This window comes from Paludibacterium purpuratum (assembly GCF_004363805.1).
GTDB lineage: Bacteria > Pseudomonadota > Gammaproteobacteria > Burkholderiales > Chromobacteriaceae > Paludibacterium > Paludibacterium purpuratum.
Genome location: NZ_SNZP01000002.1, coordinates 268,157 through 285,861 on the forward strand (window position 1 = coordinate 268,157; position 17,705 = coordinate 285,861).

Consider the following 17,705-nt stretch of genomic DNA (forward strand, 5'->3'; position numbering starts at 1 on the left):
ACGTTATCAAATACAGAGTTAACTTTCTGTACTCGATAATAAACAGACGCTTACAAGACTAGCAATAGAGCATGAAATCGTTTTCTGTATTTCCCGACAAGTCTGTCAGCACGACAAGAAAAAAGCCCACCGGCAAGCCGGTGGGCTGTCAAAAACAAACGGCAAGATTTAGTCGAAGACCAGCTGCTCGCCGCGCGCATCGATCAGCACGGTATCCTTGGGCGCATATTTGCCGCCGAGGATGGCGCGTGCCAGCGGGTTCTCGATCTCGTTCTGAATCGCCCGCTTGAGCGGTCGCGCGCCGTAGACCGGATCGAAGCCGGTATCGGCCAACAGCGCAAGCGCCTTGTCGCTGATTTGCAGATTGAGATCGAGCTTGGCCAGCCGCGCTTCCAAGGCCTTGAGCTGAATGCGGGCGATCGACTGGATATGCCGCTCGTCCAGGCCGTGGAACACCACCACGTCGTCGATACGGTTGACGAACTCCGGCCGGAAATAGCTCTTGACCTCCGCCATCACCGCCAGCTTGATCACCTGATAATCGTCGGTGGACATGGACTGGATCTGCTGGCTGCCGATATTGGAGGTCATCACCACCACGGTATTCTTGAAATCCACCGTGCGCCCCTGGCCGTCGGTCAGACGGCCATCGTCCAGCACTTGCAGCAGGATATTGAACACATCCGGATGCGCTTTCTCGACTTCGTCGAGCAGGATCACGCTATAGGGTTTGCGACGGACCTGCTCGGTCAGATAGCCGCCCTCCTCGTAACCGACATAGCCCGGCGGCGCGCCGATCAACCGTGCCACGGCATGCTTTTCCATATACTCGGACATGTCGATGCGGATCAGGTGATCCTCCGAATCGAACAGGAACCCGGCCAGCGCCTTGCAAAGTTCGGTCTTGCCGACACCGGTCGGCCCGAGGAACAAGAAGCTGCCGTAAGGCCGATTCGGGTCGCCCAACCCGGAGCGCGAGCGGCGGATGGCGTCCGACACCACCCGGACCGCCTCGTCCTGACCGATCACGCGCTGATGCAAAGCGTCTTCCATGTGCAGCAGCTTTTCGCGCTCGCCAGTCAGCATTTTGGAAACCGGGATACCCGTCATACGGCTCACGACCTCGGCGATTTCCTCGGTGCCGACTTGAGTGCGCAGCAGCCGATGTTGACGCGCATCCCGGCCATCGCCCGAAGCCTCCGCATCCTTGAGCTGGGCCTCCAGCTGCGGCAGTCGGCCGTATTGCATCTCCGCTAACTTCTGCCAATCGCCCTTGCGCTTAAGCTCTTCCATTTCGTTTTTCAGGCGGTCGATTTCCTCCTTGATGCTCTGACTGCCCTGCGCGCTGGCCTTCTCGGCTTTCCAGATTTCCTCCAGATCCGAGTACTCCTGGGTCAGACGCCCGATTTCTTCCTCGATCAGTCCCAAGCGCTTAACCGAAGCCTCATCGCTTTCCTTTCGAACCGCCTCGCGCTCGATCTTGAGTTGAATCATGCGACGGTCGAGCCGATCCATCTCTTCCGGCTTGGAATCGAGCTCCATTTTGATGCGACTGGCCGCTTCGTCGACCAAGTCGATCGCCTTGTCCGGCAGGAAACGGTCGGTAATGTAGCGCTGCGACAGCTCGGCCGCGGCGACGATGGCCGGGTCGGTAATGTCGACGCCATGGTGGATTTCGTATTTTTCCTTCAAGCCGCGCAAGATGGCGATGGTGTCTTCCACCGTCGGCTCGCCCACCAAGACTTTCTGGAAGCGGCGTTCCAACGCGGCGTCCTTTTCGATGTACTTACGGTACTCGTCAAGCGTGGTGGCGCCCAGGCAGTGCAATTCGCCGCGCGCCAGCGCCGGCTTGAGCATATTGCCGGCGTCGATCGCGCCCTCGGCCTTGCCCGCGCCGACCAAGGTATGGATCTCGTCGATGAAGATCAGGGTATTGCCCTCATCCTGGGCCAGGTCGCTAAGCACGGCCTTCAACCGTTCCTCGAACTCGCCGCGGTATTTGGCGCCGGCAAGCAAAGCGGCCAGATCGAGCACCAACAAGCGCTTGTGCTTGAGCCCTTCCGGCACTTCGCCGTTGACGATACGCTGGGCCAACCCCTCGACAATGGCGGTCTTGCCGACGCCGGGCTCGCCGATCAGCACGGGATTGTTTTTGGTACGGCGCTGCAACACTTGGATGGCGCGGCGGATTTCGTCGTCGCGACCGATGACGGGGTCGAGCTTGCCTTGCCGGGCGCGCTCGGTCAGATCGAGGGTGTATTTTTTCAGCGCTTCGCGCTGGCTTTCGGCATCGGCCGACGCCACGTTCTGACCGCCGCGCACCGCGTCGATGGCCGCTTCAATCGCGGCCGGGCTCGCGCCGTGCTCCTTGAACAAGCGGCCGAGCTCGCTTTTGTCCTGGGCTAACGCCAACAGAATCATTTCGCTGGCGACAAACTCGTCGCCGCGCTTCATGGCGGCCTTGTCGGCCAAGTTCAGTAGATTGGCCAAGTCGCGCGACACGGTGATCTCGCCGCCGATGCCCTGCACTTTCGGCAAGCGCTCGACTAGGCTCTTCACCGCAAGCTTGAGGCCTGGCACATTGACGCCAGCACGCGCCAACAGGCCGGCCATGCCGCTCTCGGCATCGTCCAGCATGCTAAGCAGCAGATGGGCCGGCTCGATAAATCCGCATTCGCGCGCAATCGCCAGGCTCTGAGCATCCCCCAGCGCCTGCTGTAGTTTGGTCGTCAGTTTGTCGTAGCGCATCGTGCACTCCTGTCATTCGTTGATACCCCCTAGTTTGGGCGGAGCTCAGCACATTTCAAGAGCGCGTTAAGGCATGCCGCATACTACATAGTCATACTGTGAATTTTCCGATTTCGGTCTGTAGATCCTTGGCCAACTGCGCCAGACGAACGGCCGCCTGCGAGGCTGAGTCCACCACCGTAGTGTTTTCCTGAGTGCTCTGAGCGATGCGCTCGATGCTGGACGATATCTCCTGGCTGGCGACGCTCTGCTCCGACAGCGCATGGGAGATGGAACTCACGCCGGCAATCATCTGCTCGGCACCGCCGTTGATGTCTTGTACCGACAACACCGCCTGTCCCGCGCGATCGGAACCGTCCTTGACCAGTTTCGCAGCGCCTTCCATGCCATGGATGGCGGCATCGGCACCGGATTGAATCTTTTCCGCCATTTGCGAGATTTCCACGGTCGAAGAAGCGGTACGCTCCGCGAGCTTACGCACCTCGTCGGCCACGACGGCAAAGCCGCGCCCCTGTTCACCGGCTCGTGCCGCCTCAATGGCGGCATTCAGTGCCAACAGATTGGTCTGGTCGGCGATATCGCGCACCACCAGCACGATGCTCTGAATCTGTTGCGACTGCGCGCCCAACTCGCGAATCATCTCCTGCGCCGACAACACCGAATTGGACAGCGATTGCATATCGGCCACCATGGTGCGCATGGCACCGCTCTCGCCCGATAGCGATTTCATGTTTTCGGAGATGACCTTCACCTCGCGCGCGCTATCGGAAACATGCTGGATACTGGCCGACATCTGCTCGATCGCCGCGGCGACGCTTGCCGCCGACTCGGACTGCTGGTGCGAGCTATGGGATACTTGAGACGAAACCCGCGCCTGCTGGTCCGCCGCGGTCGATAAGCCCTCCGACACCGCACGCATATTGCCGACGATCTGACGCAAGCCCTGGCGCATGGTCTCCATCGAGGCCATCAGGCTATCGCTGCCGCCCTGGCTGGCGATGGCAACCGCCAAGTTGCCCGAGGCCATGGCATGCGCGACCCGCGCGCCGTCGCTCGGTTCGCCGCCCAACTGGGCGAGAATCGTGCGCGTGGCGACCACGGCGATCGCCAGCACCGCGACCACCACCAATGCCAGCGCAATGCCGAACACAATCAACGCTTGGCCGAAAGTCGTACTCAGCACCGCGATCTCTTCGTCGGACGACTGCAGCGAGGCTTTCTCTATCTTCTGCGCGTAGGCACTCAAGGCATCGGTCATCGGCCGATCCATGCCGGCGACCAGCTTGTCGACCACATGTGCGGCATTCGGGTCGGCCTTATCGTAATGGCTCAACGCCTCGCGGTATTTCTGGCCAAAAGCCTGGTGCGTCGCCAACAGCCCGTCGATCTCGCCGGCCAGATCGGTACGCTCCAGCGACTTCAGGCCGTCCTGCGCTTTGTGCAAATGGTCGTCCATGGCGGCTTCGCGCGTCTGGAAATTACCGAAATACTTATCGAATTTAGCGGGATCGTTACCGCGCAGCAGCGTGTCTTTCCACTCCTGCACTTGCTTCTTGAACTCCAGATTGGCGGACTCGACCTCCAGCAGCACATGCATGCCTTGTCCTTCTCGGGCGAAAGCCGCCACCGCTCTAGCTTGTTGCGCCTTGAGCTGATAGGCGCCGAACCCCGCCACCAGCAACACGCCCACGATCCCCACCGCCGCAATCAACAACAATACCTGTCTCACCGTCAGGTTTTTCATAACAGAGCCCTCTCCCAAAGTATGCCCTCGCTACACCTTGTTCATAGCAGCCTTTCGCTGCACTTACGCTTTATTCCAGCGTTTTTAGCGAACAATGACCTGCGCCGTACCCGGTGCAAGCCATCCGATCACTGCGGCATCGCGAAAACCGCTGGCATGAAACCGTTGTAGCACTTCGTTGGCAAGCTCCGGCGCCACACTGACCAGCAAACCACCGCTGGTCTGCGGGTCGGCCAAGAGTCTGCGTTGCCAATCGGGTAAGTCCGGCGCGCAGTCCAAGTCGGCGGCAAAGCTCTGTAAATTGCGTTCGATGGCTCCCGGGCCGATGCCCTGTTCGGCAAATGGCCGTGCACTCGGCATGATCGGCAAGGTCGATAGGTCGAGTCGCGCACTGAGTCCGGCACCACGGCACAGCTCCAGCAAGTGCCCCAGCAACCCGAAGCCGGTGACGTCGGTCAGCGCGTGCACACCGTCGAGCGCGGCCAATTCGCTGCCGATCCGGTTGAGCTGCGTGGTGACCTCGATCAAAGCGCGGTAGCCCGCCCGGTCAAGCAATCCCTTCTTCATCGCCTGGGCCAGGATGCCGATGCCGAGCGGTTTGCCGAGAATCAGGACGTCGCCATCGCGCGCGGCACTGTTGCGCTTGAGCCGGTCTGGATGAACGACGCCGAGCGCCACCAGACCGTAGATCGGTTCCGGCGAGTCGATGGAGTGCCCGCCGGCGATGGGGATACCGGCCTCGGCGCAAACCGACTCGCCGCCGGCCAGGATGGCACGGATGGTGTCGAGCGGCAGCACGTTGACCGGCATGCCGACGATGGCCAACGCCATGATCGGGGTGGCGCCCATGGCATAGATATCGGATAGTGCGTTGGTGGCGGCGATGCGGCCGAAATCGCGCGCGTCGTCGACGATCGGCATGAAGAAATCGGTGGTGGCGACGATGGCCTGCTGGTCGTTGAGCCGATAGACCGCCGCGTCATCGCTGGTATCCAGGCCGACAAGCAGGTCGGGAAACGGCGTTTTGTCGCGCGCGTCGGCCAGAATCGATTGCAGAACGGCGGGAGCGATTTTGCACCCGCAACCGCCGCCATGCGACAATTGCGTCAATTTAATATCGGCCATGCCGTACACCTCCACTGAAGCCATGTTTTTCAAGGTCGCGACCCTAGCACAGCTCGGTGAATTTGACGAGATTATCGACGTACGCTCGCCAAGTGAATTTGCCGAAGATCATATTCCCGGCGCATCTTCATGCCCGGTACTCGACGACGACGAGCGTGCACGCGTCGGTACGCTGTACTGCCAGCAATCGCCGTTCGCTGCGCGCAGAGTTGGCGCCGCGCTGGTGGCGCGCAATATCGCACACCATATAGAGAGTCGCTTTCATGATCGTCCGAAATCCTGGCGCCCGCTGATCTATTGTTGGCGCGGCGGCCAGCGTTCCGCTGCGATGGCGCTGGTTCTCGGACAAGTCGGCTGGGCCGCGCACCAATTGGAAAAGGGCTACAAGGGCTACCGGCAGCAGGTATTGGCCGACCTCGACCGTCTACCGGCCGACATCGATTTCCGCGTATTGACCGGGCCGACCGGTTCCGGCAAAAGCCGCTTGCTGGACGCGCTCGCGTACCAAGGCCGACAGGTGCTGGATCTGGAACGGCTGGCGTGTCATCGAGGCTCGGTTTTGGGACAGGTGCCCGGCCAGACCCAGCCGAGCCAAAAAGCGTTTGAAACCGGGCTCTGCCAAGCGCTGGCCGCTTTCGATCCGGCTCAACCGGTCTACGTTGAAGCCGAAAGCCGCCATATCGGCCGACTGACCCTACCCAATGCCCTGTTGGCCGCGATGCACTGCGCGCCCTCGATCCGGCTCGTTGTGCCGTTACCGGAACGGGTGCGCTTCCTGCTGCAAGACTATGCCTTCCTGACCGAGAATCCCGCGCTACTGCAACAGCAGCTCGACCGCTTGAAGACGCTCTATCCGCGCGAGCAGTGGGAAACCTGGCACGCACTGATCCAGGCAGGACGCTATGCCGAGTTGGTGCAGGTCTTGCTCGAACGACACTACGATCCGCTCTACCTGCGCGCCACCGGCAAGCACTTCACTGTCGAGACGCGGACACTGAGCTTGGCCGATATCGGCGAATCGGCACTCGGACACGCGGCGTCTATGCTATAGACCAGAAGAGGCTGATGTTTTCCATTTCATTTTTTCGCAGACCCTCATGACGCAAACCGCACAACTCGACTGGCCTGACGGGCTGCCCTACTCCACGGCCTTTGGCGACGTGTACTTTTCTCGCGACAGCGGCCTGGAAGAAACCCGCCATGTTTTCGTCGACAACAATCGGCTGCCCGAACGCTTTGCCGCCTTGCAGGCAAACCAGGTGTTCACGATCGGCGAAACCGGCTTCGGCACTGGATTGAACTTCCTCTGCGCTTGGCAGAGCTTTCGTCGGCACGCACCGGCCGACGCCCGTCTGTCGTTCGTGACGGTGGAAAAATTTCCGCTCGCGGCGGCCGATTTGAAACGGGCATTGGCACTCTGGCCGGATCTGGCCCGCGAAGCCGACGAACTGTGTGCCCGCTACACAGCGCCCCCCTCGGGCTGGCACCGTTTCGTACTCGACCAGGGGCGTGTCTGCCTCACCCTGATCGTCGGCGATGCCGTTCAATGTCTGCCACAAATCGATGCCAGGATCGATGCCTGGTTTCTGGACGGCTTTGCGCCGGCCAAAAACCCCGACATGTGGTCCGACATGCTATTCGGGGCCATGGCACAACTGTCCGCGCCGGGCGCGAGCTTCGCCACCTTCACCAGTGCCGGTTTCGTGCGCCGAGGTCTGCAGCAGGCGGGATTCGCGGTGGAAAAGGTCGCCGGCTACGGCAGCAAACGCGAGATGAGCCGTGGTGTTTTCCAAGGCAACGGTACGCCGCCCGCCTGGCAGGCCCCCTGGTTTGCGTACCCGCGCCTGCCGGCCGACGCCGAACGGCGCGCCGTCGTCGTCGGCGGCGGCGTAGCCGGTGCGGCTAGCGCCAGGAGCTTGGCCAATCGCGGCTGGCAGGTCACCCTGATCGAACGGCATCCGACGCTGGCTCGCGAGGGATCGGGCAACGTTCAAGGTATCCTGTATGCGCGCTTATCGGCACACGGCACACCGCTGACCCAACTGGTGCTCGCCGGCTACCGCTATTCGCTGATGTTGTTGCAACAGTGGTTCGCCGACCAACCGCAGGCCTGGAGCCAAACCGGCGTCCTGCAACTGCCGGTGGACGACGACGAGCGCCAGAAGCAACAGGCGCTGCTCGCCAGCGGTCTGGCAGGCGACTGGATCGAATGGTTGAACCGCGAAGCCGCCAGCCAGCGCGCCGGTATCGAACTGCCGCAAGGCGGCCTGTTCTTCCCGCATGCCGGCTGGCTGCATCCGCCCGCCCTGGCGCGGGCGCTATGCGAGCACCCCAATATCGAGATCAGAACCGACACCTCGGTGCTTGAGCTGTCGCGCAGCGAATCGGAAGGCCAATGGATCGTTTGCGGCGAATCGGGCGCGATGGCGTTGGGCACCGTGGTGGTGCTGGCAGGCGCCGCCGACAGCGCCGCCTTCGATAGCACCAGTCATCTACCGCTCAAGCGTATCCGCGGCCAAGTCACCCATCTGCCGGCCACGGCCGATAGCCAAGTACTGCGCACCGTGCTGTGCCACGAAGGCTATATCGCACCGGCCCTGCAAGGCATGCACACCCTGGGGGCCAGTTTCAAGTTCAATGTCGATCATTTGCAGTTGACCGCCGAGGAGCATCAGGAAAATCTGGACATGCTACTCGCCATGGCACCCGCGCTGCATCACGCCACCCATGCCGACACACTGGACATCACCCGGCTAGGCGGGCGCGCCGCCTGGCGTTGCACCAGCCCCGACTACCTGCCGCTGATCGGTCCGGTGGTGCCGTTGCGCGATTTTGTCCGCACCTACGCCTCGCTGGCGCTCGACGCCTCGCACAAGCCGACCACCCCTGCCCCCTGGGCGCCGGGCCTATACGTCAACACCGCGCACGGTTCGCGCGGCATGATCACCGCACCGTTATCGGGCGAAATCCTCGCCGCGCAGATCGAAGGCGAGCCGGCCCCGCTGTCGAGTGCGCTGATGCAGGCCTTGCATCCGAATCGTTTTGCATGGCGTCGTCTTATCCGCGGCAAAATCGACCCGGCGGAATACTTGTGAGGCTGGCCTGCCGTAAAAAACATAAAGTGGCTCTATGACCGCCCCAGGCGCCGCAATATCATTTTCGGCAAAACGTCAATGAATGGGTGGATGGAGTCTTTATGTATATCCCGGAAGCATTTGAGGAGTCGCGCGAGCTGGAGCTGACGCGCGTCATCGAGCAGTTTCCTCTAGGCAGTCTGTCGTATTGTGTGAATGGCCGCATCGATGCGATTCACATTCCGTTCGAGTATGTGCCGTCGGCGCGTGGCGGCCTACTGCGTGCGCACGTCTCCCGCGCGAATCCGATCTGGAAGGCGCTGGCAAACGGTGCGGAGGTCCTGGTGGTGTTCCGCAGCGAGGATGCCTATGTGTCTCCGAACTGGTACCCAAGCAAGCACGAGTTCCATCGCCAAGTGCCGACTTGGAATTACCAGGTCGTGCATGTACGCGGCCACTTCCGCGCAATCGATGACGAGAAAGTGGTGCGTGGGATTGTGGCGCGGCTGACGCGCAGCAACGAAGCGCGGGTGCAGGAGACAAAGCCCTGGAAGATGTCGGACTCGGCCGCGGATTATATCGATGCGCTGCTGAAGGAGATTGTGGCGATCGAGATCGAGATCACCCAGACGATCGGCATCACCAAGGCGAGCCAGAACAAGGATGATCGCGACCGGCAGAGCGTCGCGGAGAATATGCAACGGGTCGGCAAATGCGAGATGTCGCGCATCGTCGCCCACGCAAAAAACGCGCAGGGCACACCACGTTCGTGATGTATAAGCGGCCGCAGGAGCGGCCGCTTATACCTATTACCCCATTTGCGTGGTAGCGAGTTCGTCCTCATCCTCGGCGCCGAGAAAACCGCCGCTCTGATGCGCCCAAAGCCGGGCATAGAGACCGCCGCGCGCCAGCAACTGCTGATGCGTCCCCTCCTCGACCACCTGGCCGCGATCGAGCACGATCAGTCGGTCCATGGCGGCGATGGTCGACAGCCGGTGAGCGATCGCCACCACGGTCTTGCCTTCCATCAGGCTGTACAGGCTGTCCTGAATCGCGGCTTCGACTTCAGAATCCAGCGCACTGGTCGCCTCGTCGAGCAACAAGATCGGCGCATCCTTCAGCATGACCCGTGCGATGGCAACACGTTGCCGTTGACCGCCGGACAGTTTCACCCCGCGTTCGCCGACGTGGGCATCATAGCCGGTACGCCCCTTCGGATCGGCCAGCGTCAGAATGAAGTCGTGCGCCTCGGCGCGGCGCGCTGCCGCCAGCATGGCTTCGTCATTGGCATCGGGACGGCCGTACAGCAGATTGTCGCGCACCGAGCGGTGCAACAACGACGTATCTTGCGTCACCATGCCCACCTGGGCCCGCAGGCTGTCTTGCTTCACCGCACGAATATCCTGGCCGTCGATCAGGATACGGCCGCCATCGGCATCGTAAAAGCGTAACAGCAGATTGACGATAGTCGACTTGCCGGCGCCGGAACGGCCGACCAGCCCGATTTTCTCTCCCGGGCGGATAGTCAGATTCAGGCCATCGATCACCATTTTGTCGCTGCCATAGCCGAAATCGACGTTCTCAAAACGGATTTCGCCGCTAGACACCCGCAATGGCTGCGCATCGGGACGATCGGTGATCGCCACCTGCCGCGACAGGGTGTGAATACCGTCCTGCACCGTGCCGATATTCTCGAACAGGCTGGACATTTCCCACATGATCCAATGCGAAATGCCATTGAGCCGCAGCGCCATGGCCGTGGCGGCAGCCACCGCGCCCACGCCGACCTGGCCATGCACCCACAACCAAAGCGTCAGACCCGAAGTCGCGGCGATCAACAGCACGCTGCTGATCTGATTGACGACTTCGAAACCGCTGACCAGGCGCATTTGGCGGTAGGCCGTGCTCATAAATTCCTGCATAGCGCTACGGGCGAAGCGCGCCTCGCGCTGGCCATGGGAGAACAGCTTGACTGTGGCGATATTGGCGTAGGCGTCGGTAATGCGCCCAGTCATCAGGCTGCGGGCGTCGGCCTGCAAGGTGGCCGCCTTGCCCAACCGCGGCACGAAATAGCCCAAGGTCAGCACGTAGACCAGCAGCCATGCCATAAATGGCCACAACAGCATGGTATCGAAATGTCCGACCACGCCGATCATGGTGAGGAAGTAGATCAGCACGAAGACCAGGATATCGGTCACGATCATCACGGTATCGCGCACGGCCAGCGCGGTCTGCATCACCTTGGCGGAAACCCGCCCGGCAAACTCGTCCTGGTAGAAACTCATGCTCTGGCCAAGCAGATGGCGGTGGAAATTCCAGCGCAAACGCATCGGAAAGTTGCTGAACAGCCCCTGGTATTTACACATTGCCTGCACGGCCACCACCAGCGGGCTAGCCAGTAAGATGGCCGCCAGCAGCAGCAGATTGCCGCGTTCATGCTGCCACAACATGTGCGGCGGCACCTTGGCCAACCAGTCGACCACCGAGCCTAGCATGGCGAACAGCAAGGCCTCGAAAGCGCCGATGCTCGCCGTCAACAATGTCATAGCGACGATCAGCCCGCGCATGCTACGGGTGCAGAACCAGATAAAAGAGAAGAAGCCGCGCGGAGGCTGCTCGGGTGGGGATTCCGGATAGGGATCTATCCGGCGTTCGAACCAGGAAAACATAAAAGATCGCTCCTGTCGCAGGCACCTTGTGAGCGCCAGACCTAGGGGTTAAAGGGACGATGACATTAGCCTATCCGCAAGGCGTGCGCAAGACGAAAGCTTAGCGCACGCTAGGTTTAATCTTTTTCCGACATTTTTTTCAATGCGGCAGCCTGCGGCGCCAGTAAGGCACGCAAGTCCTCTGGCAGCGCGACGGCTTGTCCGCTGCGATAGTCGACCCACACCAGGGTCACGTCGCCATAGGCATAGACCGTTTCCGGATCGTCTTGCAGGTAGAAATGATGGCGCAGCGTGATACTGCTGTGCCCCAGTCGCTCCAACTCCAACGTGATCTCCACTGTCGCCGGATAACTCAATTGGCGCCGAAAGGTACACGACGTCGCGGCGATCACCGGCCCGATCGCCCCCGGGCGGATGCCGTGACCGATACTGTCGAGCCATTCGACCCGCACTTGTTCGAGATAGCGGAAATAATAGGTATTGTTCAGATGGCCGATGGCGTCCATGTCGCCCCAACGCATGACGATACTGCGACGGCCGATTTCCGGATAACGTTTTTCCATGGTCCCTCTACGAAACATTTAATCACAATTAGTCAAGCAAACACCCATGAATCCATCTAGTACACCGACGTGCGCCAGCGCATACTCATATCAGGTCAAGCGGCGGTTTTCGCCGCTTTGATATGACTGGGAGTCATGCTCCCAGTCTCCTGAGCGAAGGTGCAATTCAGAGCCCCCACAAGGGGCTCCTTTTTTTTATCCGCAGATCGATTTGGCATCACGACGAAAGCCTGCTAACAGTTAAAAGTGTGCAGACCGGATGTTCAAATGCCCGCAGCGCCCCCTCAATTGTCATCGCACTGTCTTACAGCCAGACTATCATCAATCTATTGATCATGATATTGGAGTAAAGAGCGTCGCGGACACAACATTTGCCATTCGGACAGAAATTCCTGCTTTACAAACGAGAAAAAACGAGTCACTTTATCTATTGACGGATCGGCTTTTCATGACTGTAGCCTGTGCACAGTCGAATCGAGCCGCTCCCCGGCACGGGAGTGCCGGCGTTTTGGGGCTGTAGTTGGTAATCAACCGACAGTGAGGTACCAGGATGATTTCGCGTATCCCCCTCAGCGTGCGCCGCAAACAGGCGCGCGACCAACATGAAAGCTTTCTGTATGCTGTGGCCAAGCCACAGCTCAACGAAGCGGAAAGGTCCAGGCAGCAAAAGGTTCGACAGCGTGCCCACGACCGCGACGATGCCCGGTTTCTCGCCGAGCGCTGCGAAGACGAGTTCTGATCGATGTTCCCCTGGGGTGGCCGGCGAGGCCACTCCTTTGCATTTCTCCTCCAGCCATTCCAAAAGCATATCCAGCCATTCCAATTGATACCAAAGTCATTATCTCATCTAGATATTGCGCATTTGCAACATATGCAATGCAATATCCGTGAAACATAATTACCCATCGTATTAAGTCGATGTAGGATATGCGTCGAGCGAAACAACTGTCCCTGGGAGCCCGCCAAAAAAAAGAGCCCCGGCGGACAGATAAACATTAAAAAAGTTGTACATCCAGAATGAGGTCTACCCCATGAGTTCGGAAAATAACGTCTCTTTCGATCCGCGCGCCCTGCGCGTCCAATTGGATCTGAATCAACAAGAGTTTTGGAGCGCCATCGGCGTCACCCAATCGGGTGGCTCGCGCTACGAAAACGATCGTCGCATACCCAAACCGGTCATGGAGTTGCTCCGGTTGCGCTATCAGCTGGGCATAAAGTTGGATGGCATCACCACTGATAATGCACCGGTCGTCAAGGCCATCGCCAGCGGCGAACTGGACACCGAGTCGATGCGCAGCAATGTGGAGCGTATCCAGACGCTGCTACGCGCTAGCGAAAATCTGGCCCGCGAAGCCGCCAAACTATCCGCAGCCGCAGAAGCATTGTTGAATCAGCCAAACTAAACTATGATGCCCCGCGCCGGGTCAGCGATCCGGCGCGGGGCATCCGCTCCATTGAACAGAACACGGCAGCCCAAAGCGGTCGCAATCATTGCGCCCGCTTTGGCCACTTGTATTGGCATGATCGACTCAATGATTTCGACCGACCGATTCGACGCAGAAGCGTTATCCACCCTACGCTCACTGATTTCCGGCTTTCCATCCCTGAAACGAGCATACGAATCCACCGGCCGTTATGCGCTCGAGGCGCGAACGGAAGCACAGCTAGCCGCACTCACGCCTTGCACTCGCGCACGCGTCGCGCTGCTGGCGGCACTCCATCCACTGCTGGCGCAGCTTATGGCGCTAGGCATTCCGGCCACGACCTTGCTGCACGAGGTGCCGTTCTTGCTATACAGCATCAAACGCGCCGACGAGGACATCCGGAATGGGCACGAATTTCATGGATTCGAACGCTAAGCCCGCTGAATCGCCACTATTTCCCGATTGTCGATAGAAACCGGCCGCAAAGAACTCGATGGGAAGAACGCGTACAGACACGCCTTGGCGGTGTCAATGCCGGAAGTGAACGCCCTGTGCCAACATCACGGCATCGAAGGCTTCGTCGCTCAGACGCCAGCCATGCTGGCTGGCGACGAAGAAACAGCGGTAACAATCGGGAATGCAGATGTCCGGATCGGACCCCGCCTCTAACGACAGCCGAAGCAGATCCTGGGCAGTTTCCGGATTGATTTGCGACAATTGCATGACAGACTCCTGAAACGCTTCCGTCTCAGCTTATGCCTACCCAATCCTGCAGTTTCTGAGCCCGGTCAAACCGAATGCACAATGTTGTTCGGCGGCGCGGCTCAGTGCCCGATCTGCAACGGTTGACTCTCCTGCCATAGGCGCTTCCATTCGCGGGTATAGTCGCTGGCCAACGCCGGCACGTTCCACAACAGCAACACGTTCTCCGCATTGGCCTTTACCGCGGCCTGGCTGTAATTGAACGAGCCGGTTTCCACCGTCTTACCGTCGATCACCATGAATTTGTGGTGATGGATGGCGTACTCGCCGTTGAGCCGCACGGGAATGCCCTGCTGCGCCAAGTAGGACAGTGCGGTGAACTTGCCGTTTTGCGCCGGCTGATTGGCCTTGCGATCGGCCACGACGGCGACTTTCACACCGCGCCGCGCCGCCGCGACCAGCGACTGCGCAATCGGCTTGCTGGTAAAACCGTAAGCCGCGACCAGGACTTCCTGCTTGGCGCTGTCGATCCCTTTCTGCACCACGGTCAATGACGAGCCACCCGGCGAAAACCCCAGATCGTAGCTTGCCCCCGGCGGAATCGGCGTGGCGGCAAACGCGGCCTGGGCGAGAAAAGTCAACAACAGTAAGGTGCGTTTCATGGCGGCTCCATCGACAAAAGCCGTCATGATAGCCAGCAACCCGGCAGCGTTACCAGCGCTCGACGGCCACCGAGATAATCAATGCATGGGCCGCCAGGCCGACCATCAGCAAAACCCAGAACCCACCAATTCGCCTTCGACGTTTCATTTGTGCGCCTCCATCGCCATGAGCATGGTCTCATGCTAGATGGCGCGCCATTAAAAATGCATAAAAAAACAGCGGCACAATGGGGCGGACTAGCCTATCCGCGCAACGCCAAAAAGCAAGACATCCATATAAAACCAATTAATACCAAATTATTGGCATATCGTTTCATTGATTATCATCAACAAAGCAACGTTACACCCATTGAACTCCAATTGATTGACAGTATATGCTCATGAAAATCGAATTTCCGGCATCACCGGCGAATCGAGACCACTTGTCGAAAGCAGCGCAGCAGCAGAGAACTTCAACCCAACTCAGGAGTGGAACATGCGTTACCCGTCTGAACCGTACAAGATCAAAGTTGTTGAGCCTTTTGCCGTCACCACCCGCGAACAGCGGCAGACCTTCATCGAAGAGGCCGGCTACAACACCTTCCTGCTGAAATCCGAGCAAGTCGGCATCGATCTGCTGACCGACAGCGGTACGACCGCCATGAGCGACAATCAGTGGGCGGGGATGATGATGGGCGACGAGGCCTACTCCGGCAGCCGCAACTTCCTGCACTTGCAAGATATCGTGCGTAAGTACTACGGCTTTAAATACATCGTGCCGACCCACCAGGGGCGCGGCGCCGAAAACATCCTATCGACATTGATGATCGAAGATGGCGATTACGTGCCGGGCAATATGTACTTCACCACGACCCGCGCGCACCAGGAGCGTAATGGCGCCAGCTTCGTCGACATCATCATCGAAGAAGCGCACAACTCCCAATTCGACCACCCGTTCAAGGGCAACGTCGATCTAGCTAAGCTGCAAGACCTCATCAACCGCGTCGGCGCCGACAAGATCCCTTATGTTTGCGTGGCCGTCACCGTCAACCTCGCCGGCGGCCAACCGGTGAGCATGCAAAACCTGCGCGAAGTCAAAGCGCTGTGCAGCCGCCACAAAATTCCGGTCATGTTCGACGCCACCCGTTGCGTTGAAAACGCCTTTTTCATCAAGGAACGGGAAGAGGCCTATCGCGATGCCAGCATCGCCGACATTCTTCATGAAATGATGAGCTACGCCGACGGTTGTACCATGAGCGGCAAGAAGGACTGTCTGGTCAACATCGGCGGCTTCCTGTGCATGAACGATCACGATCTGTACCAGCGCGCCACGGAAATCGTGGTGTTGTTCGAGGGCATGCCCTCCTACGGCGGCATGGCGGGACGCGATATGGAAGCGATGGCGCGCGGGATCGAAGAGTCGGTGGATTACCACTACATACAGCACCGCGTTGCACAGTGCCGCTACCTGGGCGACAAGTTGACCGAGGCCGGCGTACCGATCGTACGCCCGGTCGGCGGCCATGCGGTCTTCCTGGATGCCCGAGCCTTCCTGCCGCATCTGGAACAAGAGAAGTTTCCCGCCCAAGTGCTGGCGGCCGAGCTCTATCTAGAGTCCGGCGTGCGCAGCATGGAGCGCGGCATCGTCTCGGCCGGCCGCAATAAGCAGACCGGCGAACACCACAAGCCGAAGCTTGAACTGGTGCGCCTGACCATCCCGCGCCGGGTATACACCTATGCACACCTGGACGACGTTGCAGAGGGCGTGATCAGCCTGTTCAAGCGCCGCGACCAGATCAAGGGGCTGAAGATGGTTTATGAGCCGAGGTTGTTGCGCTTCTTCACCGCGCGCTTCGAGCCGCTGAAGTAACCCCCTCTCCCAATGGCATGCGATTTGGCCCGCCACTTCGATGGCGGGCTTTTTTTGCGTGACAGCTGAAAAAACCATTCCACGGCACGGCATCGCTCGATAACTGATTTTCATTCAGAACCTGTACTAAATACCAGATCCACTGAAGAGCAGGTACATAGGACTGGCAAAAGGAACCGTACAACAGGTAGTCTCTCCGCCTAACAGCATGGAAAAACAAGGCTCTGCGGCCATTTTCCCTACGCTGACCATCCGTTTTAATGTGGGTGGAAACACCCTCCTCCGGTCGAAATGACGCCGCCGCGGCAAATTGCTATCGCAGGGATATTGTGGCAAATTTATATGCATAATGCATGATAACCAATTGTTTTCTTTGCATATATCATTGCCATTGGAGACCATAATGCACCCTCCCTACTCGTTCAAGTATTTTTCCGAGCTGGAGCACTTCATCGATCAGTTAGAAAGCGTCGGCCAGATGGCCGGCGCCAAGGATCTCCATCACAATTTCCTGTACGTCAACGCCAGTTATGCCGACTTTCATGGACTGGATCGCGAGGAAATTATCGGGAAAAAGTCAGGAGACATGCCGAATGGCATTTCCGTGCTGTCGCAAATGATGTACGAGCAGGATCAGATCGTACTGCAGCAGCGAAAGAAAATTATCATGGGCAGCATTCACCCACACCGCAGTGGCGATCCGCGCGCCTATAAATTCCGAAAATTCCCGGCCCTCATTAATGGAAAAGATCCAATCATTTTATTCACTGGGGAGGATTTGACCTGTGATACGACCTTCTGGAGCGAGATCCTATGGAGTATCGAGCCAACGGTAAAAATCGAAAAGTTGGTTGCCGCATCCTTCGATCATTTTCAAAGGTCAAAAGAGTTAAAAATCTCTCTCAATGAAAGCGAACTGTCTGTGCTAAGCCTTTTACTGCGTGGTGTTCCGGTGAAGCGCATAGCCAACATCTTCGATATCTCGACTCGCACGGTAGAAAATCGTGTCGAATCGCTAAAAGACAAGTTTGGCGCCCTCAACCAACAGAACTTGATGGATATAGCAAGAAAAATGGGGTATCAGTCCGTCATTTCGCGCGCAATATTTAAAGATCACATGACTTATAATTTATTGATTGAATAAT

The 17,705-nt window shown here is 58.9% G+C and carries 16 protein-coding genes; 8 read left to right on the plus strand and 8 right to left on the minus strand.

Annotated features, from left to right (window positions below):
* Positions 1 to 168: 168 nt before the first annotated feature.
* From clpB to selD, 3 genes are all read right to left on the minus strand, one after another.
* Entirely contained in the window at positions 169 to 2,748 is a 2,580-nt protein-coding gene (gene clpB, locus DFP86_RS03185; RefSeq protein WP_133678560.1) for an ATP-dependent chaperone ClpB, read from the minus strand.
* Between the two features lie 91 nt (positions 2,749 to 2,839).
* Positions 2,840 to 4,492 carry a methyl-accepting chemotaxis protein gene (locus DFP86_RS03190; RefSeq protein WP_133678561.1) on the minus strand — a complete coding sequence of 551 codons (1,653 nt, stop codon included), beginning with the start codon at positions 4,490 to 4,492 and terminating at the stop codon, positions 2,840 to 2,842.
* 84 nt (positions 4,493 to 4,576) lie between these two features.
* On the minus strand, positions 4,577 to 5,617 hold the full coding sequence (gene selD, locus DFP86_RS03195) for a selenide, water dikinase SelD (protein WP_133678562.1): 1,041 nt from the start codon (positions 5,615 to 5,617) through the stop codon (positions 4,577 to 4,579).
* On the opposite strand from selD, the gene mnmH reads away from it, so the two are divergent.
* The 3 genes from mnmH to DFP86_RS03210 all read left to right on the plus strand — a co-directional run bounded on the left by mnmH (position 5,616) and on the right by DFP86_RS03210 (position 9,464).
* Entirely contained in the window at positions 5,616 to 6,668 is a 1,053-nt protein-coding gene (mnmH, locus tag DFP86_RS03200) for a tRNA 2-selenouridine(34) synthase MnmH (protein ID WP_243729292.1), read from the plus strand. The two genes, selD and mnmH, sit on opposite strands and share 2 nt — an antisense overlap.
* A 46-nt stretch (positions 6,669 to 6,714) precedes the next feature.
* Positions 6,715 to 8,712 carry a bifunctional tRNA (5-methylaminomethyl-2-thiouridine)(34)-methyltransferase MnmC2/FAD-dependent 5-carboxymethylaminomethyl-2-thiouridine(34) oxidoreductase MnmC1 gene (gene mnmC, locus DFP86_RS03205; protein WP_133678563.1) on the plus strand — a complete coding sequence of 666 codons (1,998 nt, stop codon included), beginning with the start codon at positions 6,715 to 6,717 and terminating at the stop codon, positions 8,710 to 8,712.
* Positions 8,713 to 8,813: 101 nt separating this feature from the next.
* The gene (locus DFP86_RS03210; protein ID WP_133678564.1) at positions 8,814 to 9,464 is read left to right on the plus strand and encodes an FMN-binding negative transcriptional regulator; all 651 of its coding nucleotides are present in this window, start codon (positions 8,814 to 8,816) and stop codon (positions 9,462 to 9,464) included.
* A 36-nt stretch (positions 9,465 to 9,500) separates the two neighbouring features.
* On the opposite strand, the gene DFP86_RS03215 is transcribed toward DFP86_RS03210, so the two are convergent.
* The 3 genes from DFP86_RS03215 to DFP86_RS03225 all read right to left on the minus strand — a co-directional run bounded on the left by DFP86_RS03215 (position 9,501) and on the right by DFP86_RS03225 (position 12,746).
* The gene (locus tag DFP86_RS03215; RefSeq protein ID WP_133678565.1) at positions 9,501 to 11,360 is read right to left on the minus strand and encodes an ABC transporter ATP-binding protein; all 1,860 of its coding nucleotides are present in this window, start codon (positions 11,358 to 11,360) and stop codon (positions 9,501 to 9,503) included.
* Between the two features lie 116 nt (positions 11,361 to 11,476).
* A complete protein-coding gene (locus DFP86_RS03220) occupies positions 11,477 to 11,923 on the minus strand; it encodes an acyl-CoA thioesterase (protein ID WP_133678566.1) in 447 nt (148 codons plus the stop codon).
* A 427-nt stretch (positions 11,924 to 12,350) separates the two neighbouring features.
* Entirely contained in the window at positions 12,351 to 12,746 is a 396-nt protein-coding gene (locus DFP86_RS03225; protein WP_133678567.1) for a hypothetical protein, read from the minus strand.
* Positions 12,747 to 12,954: 208 nt separating this feature from the next.
* Between DFP86_RS03225 and DFP86_RS19415 the strand changes: the two genes are divergently transcribed.
* Positions 12,955 to 13,326: a helix-turn-helix domain-containing protein gene (locus DFP86_RS19415; protein WP_208108217.1), complete on the plus strand. Its 372-nt coding sequence runs from the start codon at positions 12,955 to 12,957 to the stop codon at positions 13,324 to 13,326.
* Positions 13,327 to 13,455: 129 nt separating this feature from the next.
* Entirely contained in the window at positions 13,456 to 13,782 is a 327-nt protein-coding gene (locus tag DFP86_RS03235) for a hypothetical protein (protein WP_133678568.1), read from the plus strand.
* A gap of 93 nt (positions 13,783 to 13,875) precedes the next feature.
* Here DFP86_RS03235 and DFP86_RS03240 read toward each other — a convergent pair whose 3' ends face one another.
* Together DFP86_RS03240 and DFP86_RS03245 are read right to left on the minus strand one after the other, a co-directional pair.
* Positions 13,876 to 14,070 (minus strand): hypothetical protein, encoded by a 195-nt coding sequence (locus tag DFP86_RS03240; RefSeq protein ID WP_133678569.1) that lies wholly within the window; start codon positions 14,068 to 14,070, stop codon positions 13,876 to 13,878.
* 101 nt (positions 14,071 to 14,171) lie between these two features.
* Positions 14,172 to 14,711 (minus strand): phospholipase D family nuclease, encoded by a 540-nt coding sequence (locus DFP86_RS03245; protein ID WP_133678570.1) that lies wholly within the window; start codon positions 14,709 to 14,711, stop codon positions 14,172 to 14,174.
* Positions 14,712 to 14,891: 180 nt separating this feature from the next.
* Here DFP86_RS03245 and DFP86_RS03250 point away from each other — a divergent pair, with 180 nt between their 5' ends.
* From DFP86_RS03250 to DFP86_RS03260, 3 genes are all read left to right on the plus strand, one after another.
* Positions 14,892 to 15,095 carry a hypothetical protein gene (locus DFP86_RS03250; protein WP_133678571.1) on the plus strand — a complete coding sequence of 68 codons (204 nt, stop codon included), beginning with the start codon at positions 14,892 to 14,894 and terminating at the stop codon, positions 15,093 to 15,095.
* A gap of 91 nt (positions 15,096 to 15,186) precedes the next feature.
* A complete protein-coding gene (locus DFP86_RS03255) occupies positions 15,187 to 16,560 on the plus strand; it encodes a tyrosine phenol-lyase (protein WP_133678572.1) in 1,374 nt (457 codons plus the stop codon).
* A 403-nt stretch (positions 16,561 to 16,963) separates the two neighbouring features.
* On the plus strand, positions 16,964 to 17,704 hold the full coding sequence (locus DFP86_RS03260; protein ID WP_166642128.1) for a helix-turn-helix transcriptional regulator: 741 nt from the start codon (positions 16,964 to 16,966) through the stop codon (positions 17,702 to 17,704).
* Position 17,705 lies beyond the last annotated feature (1 nt).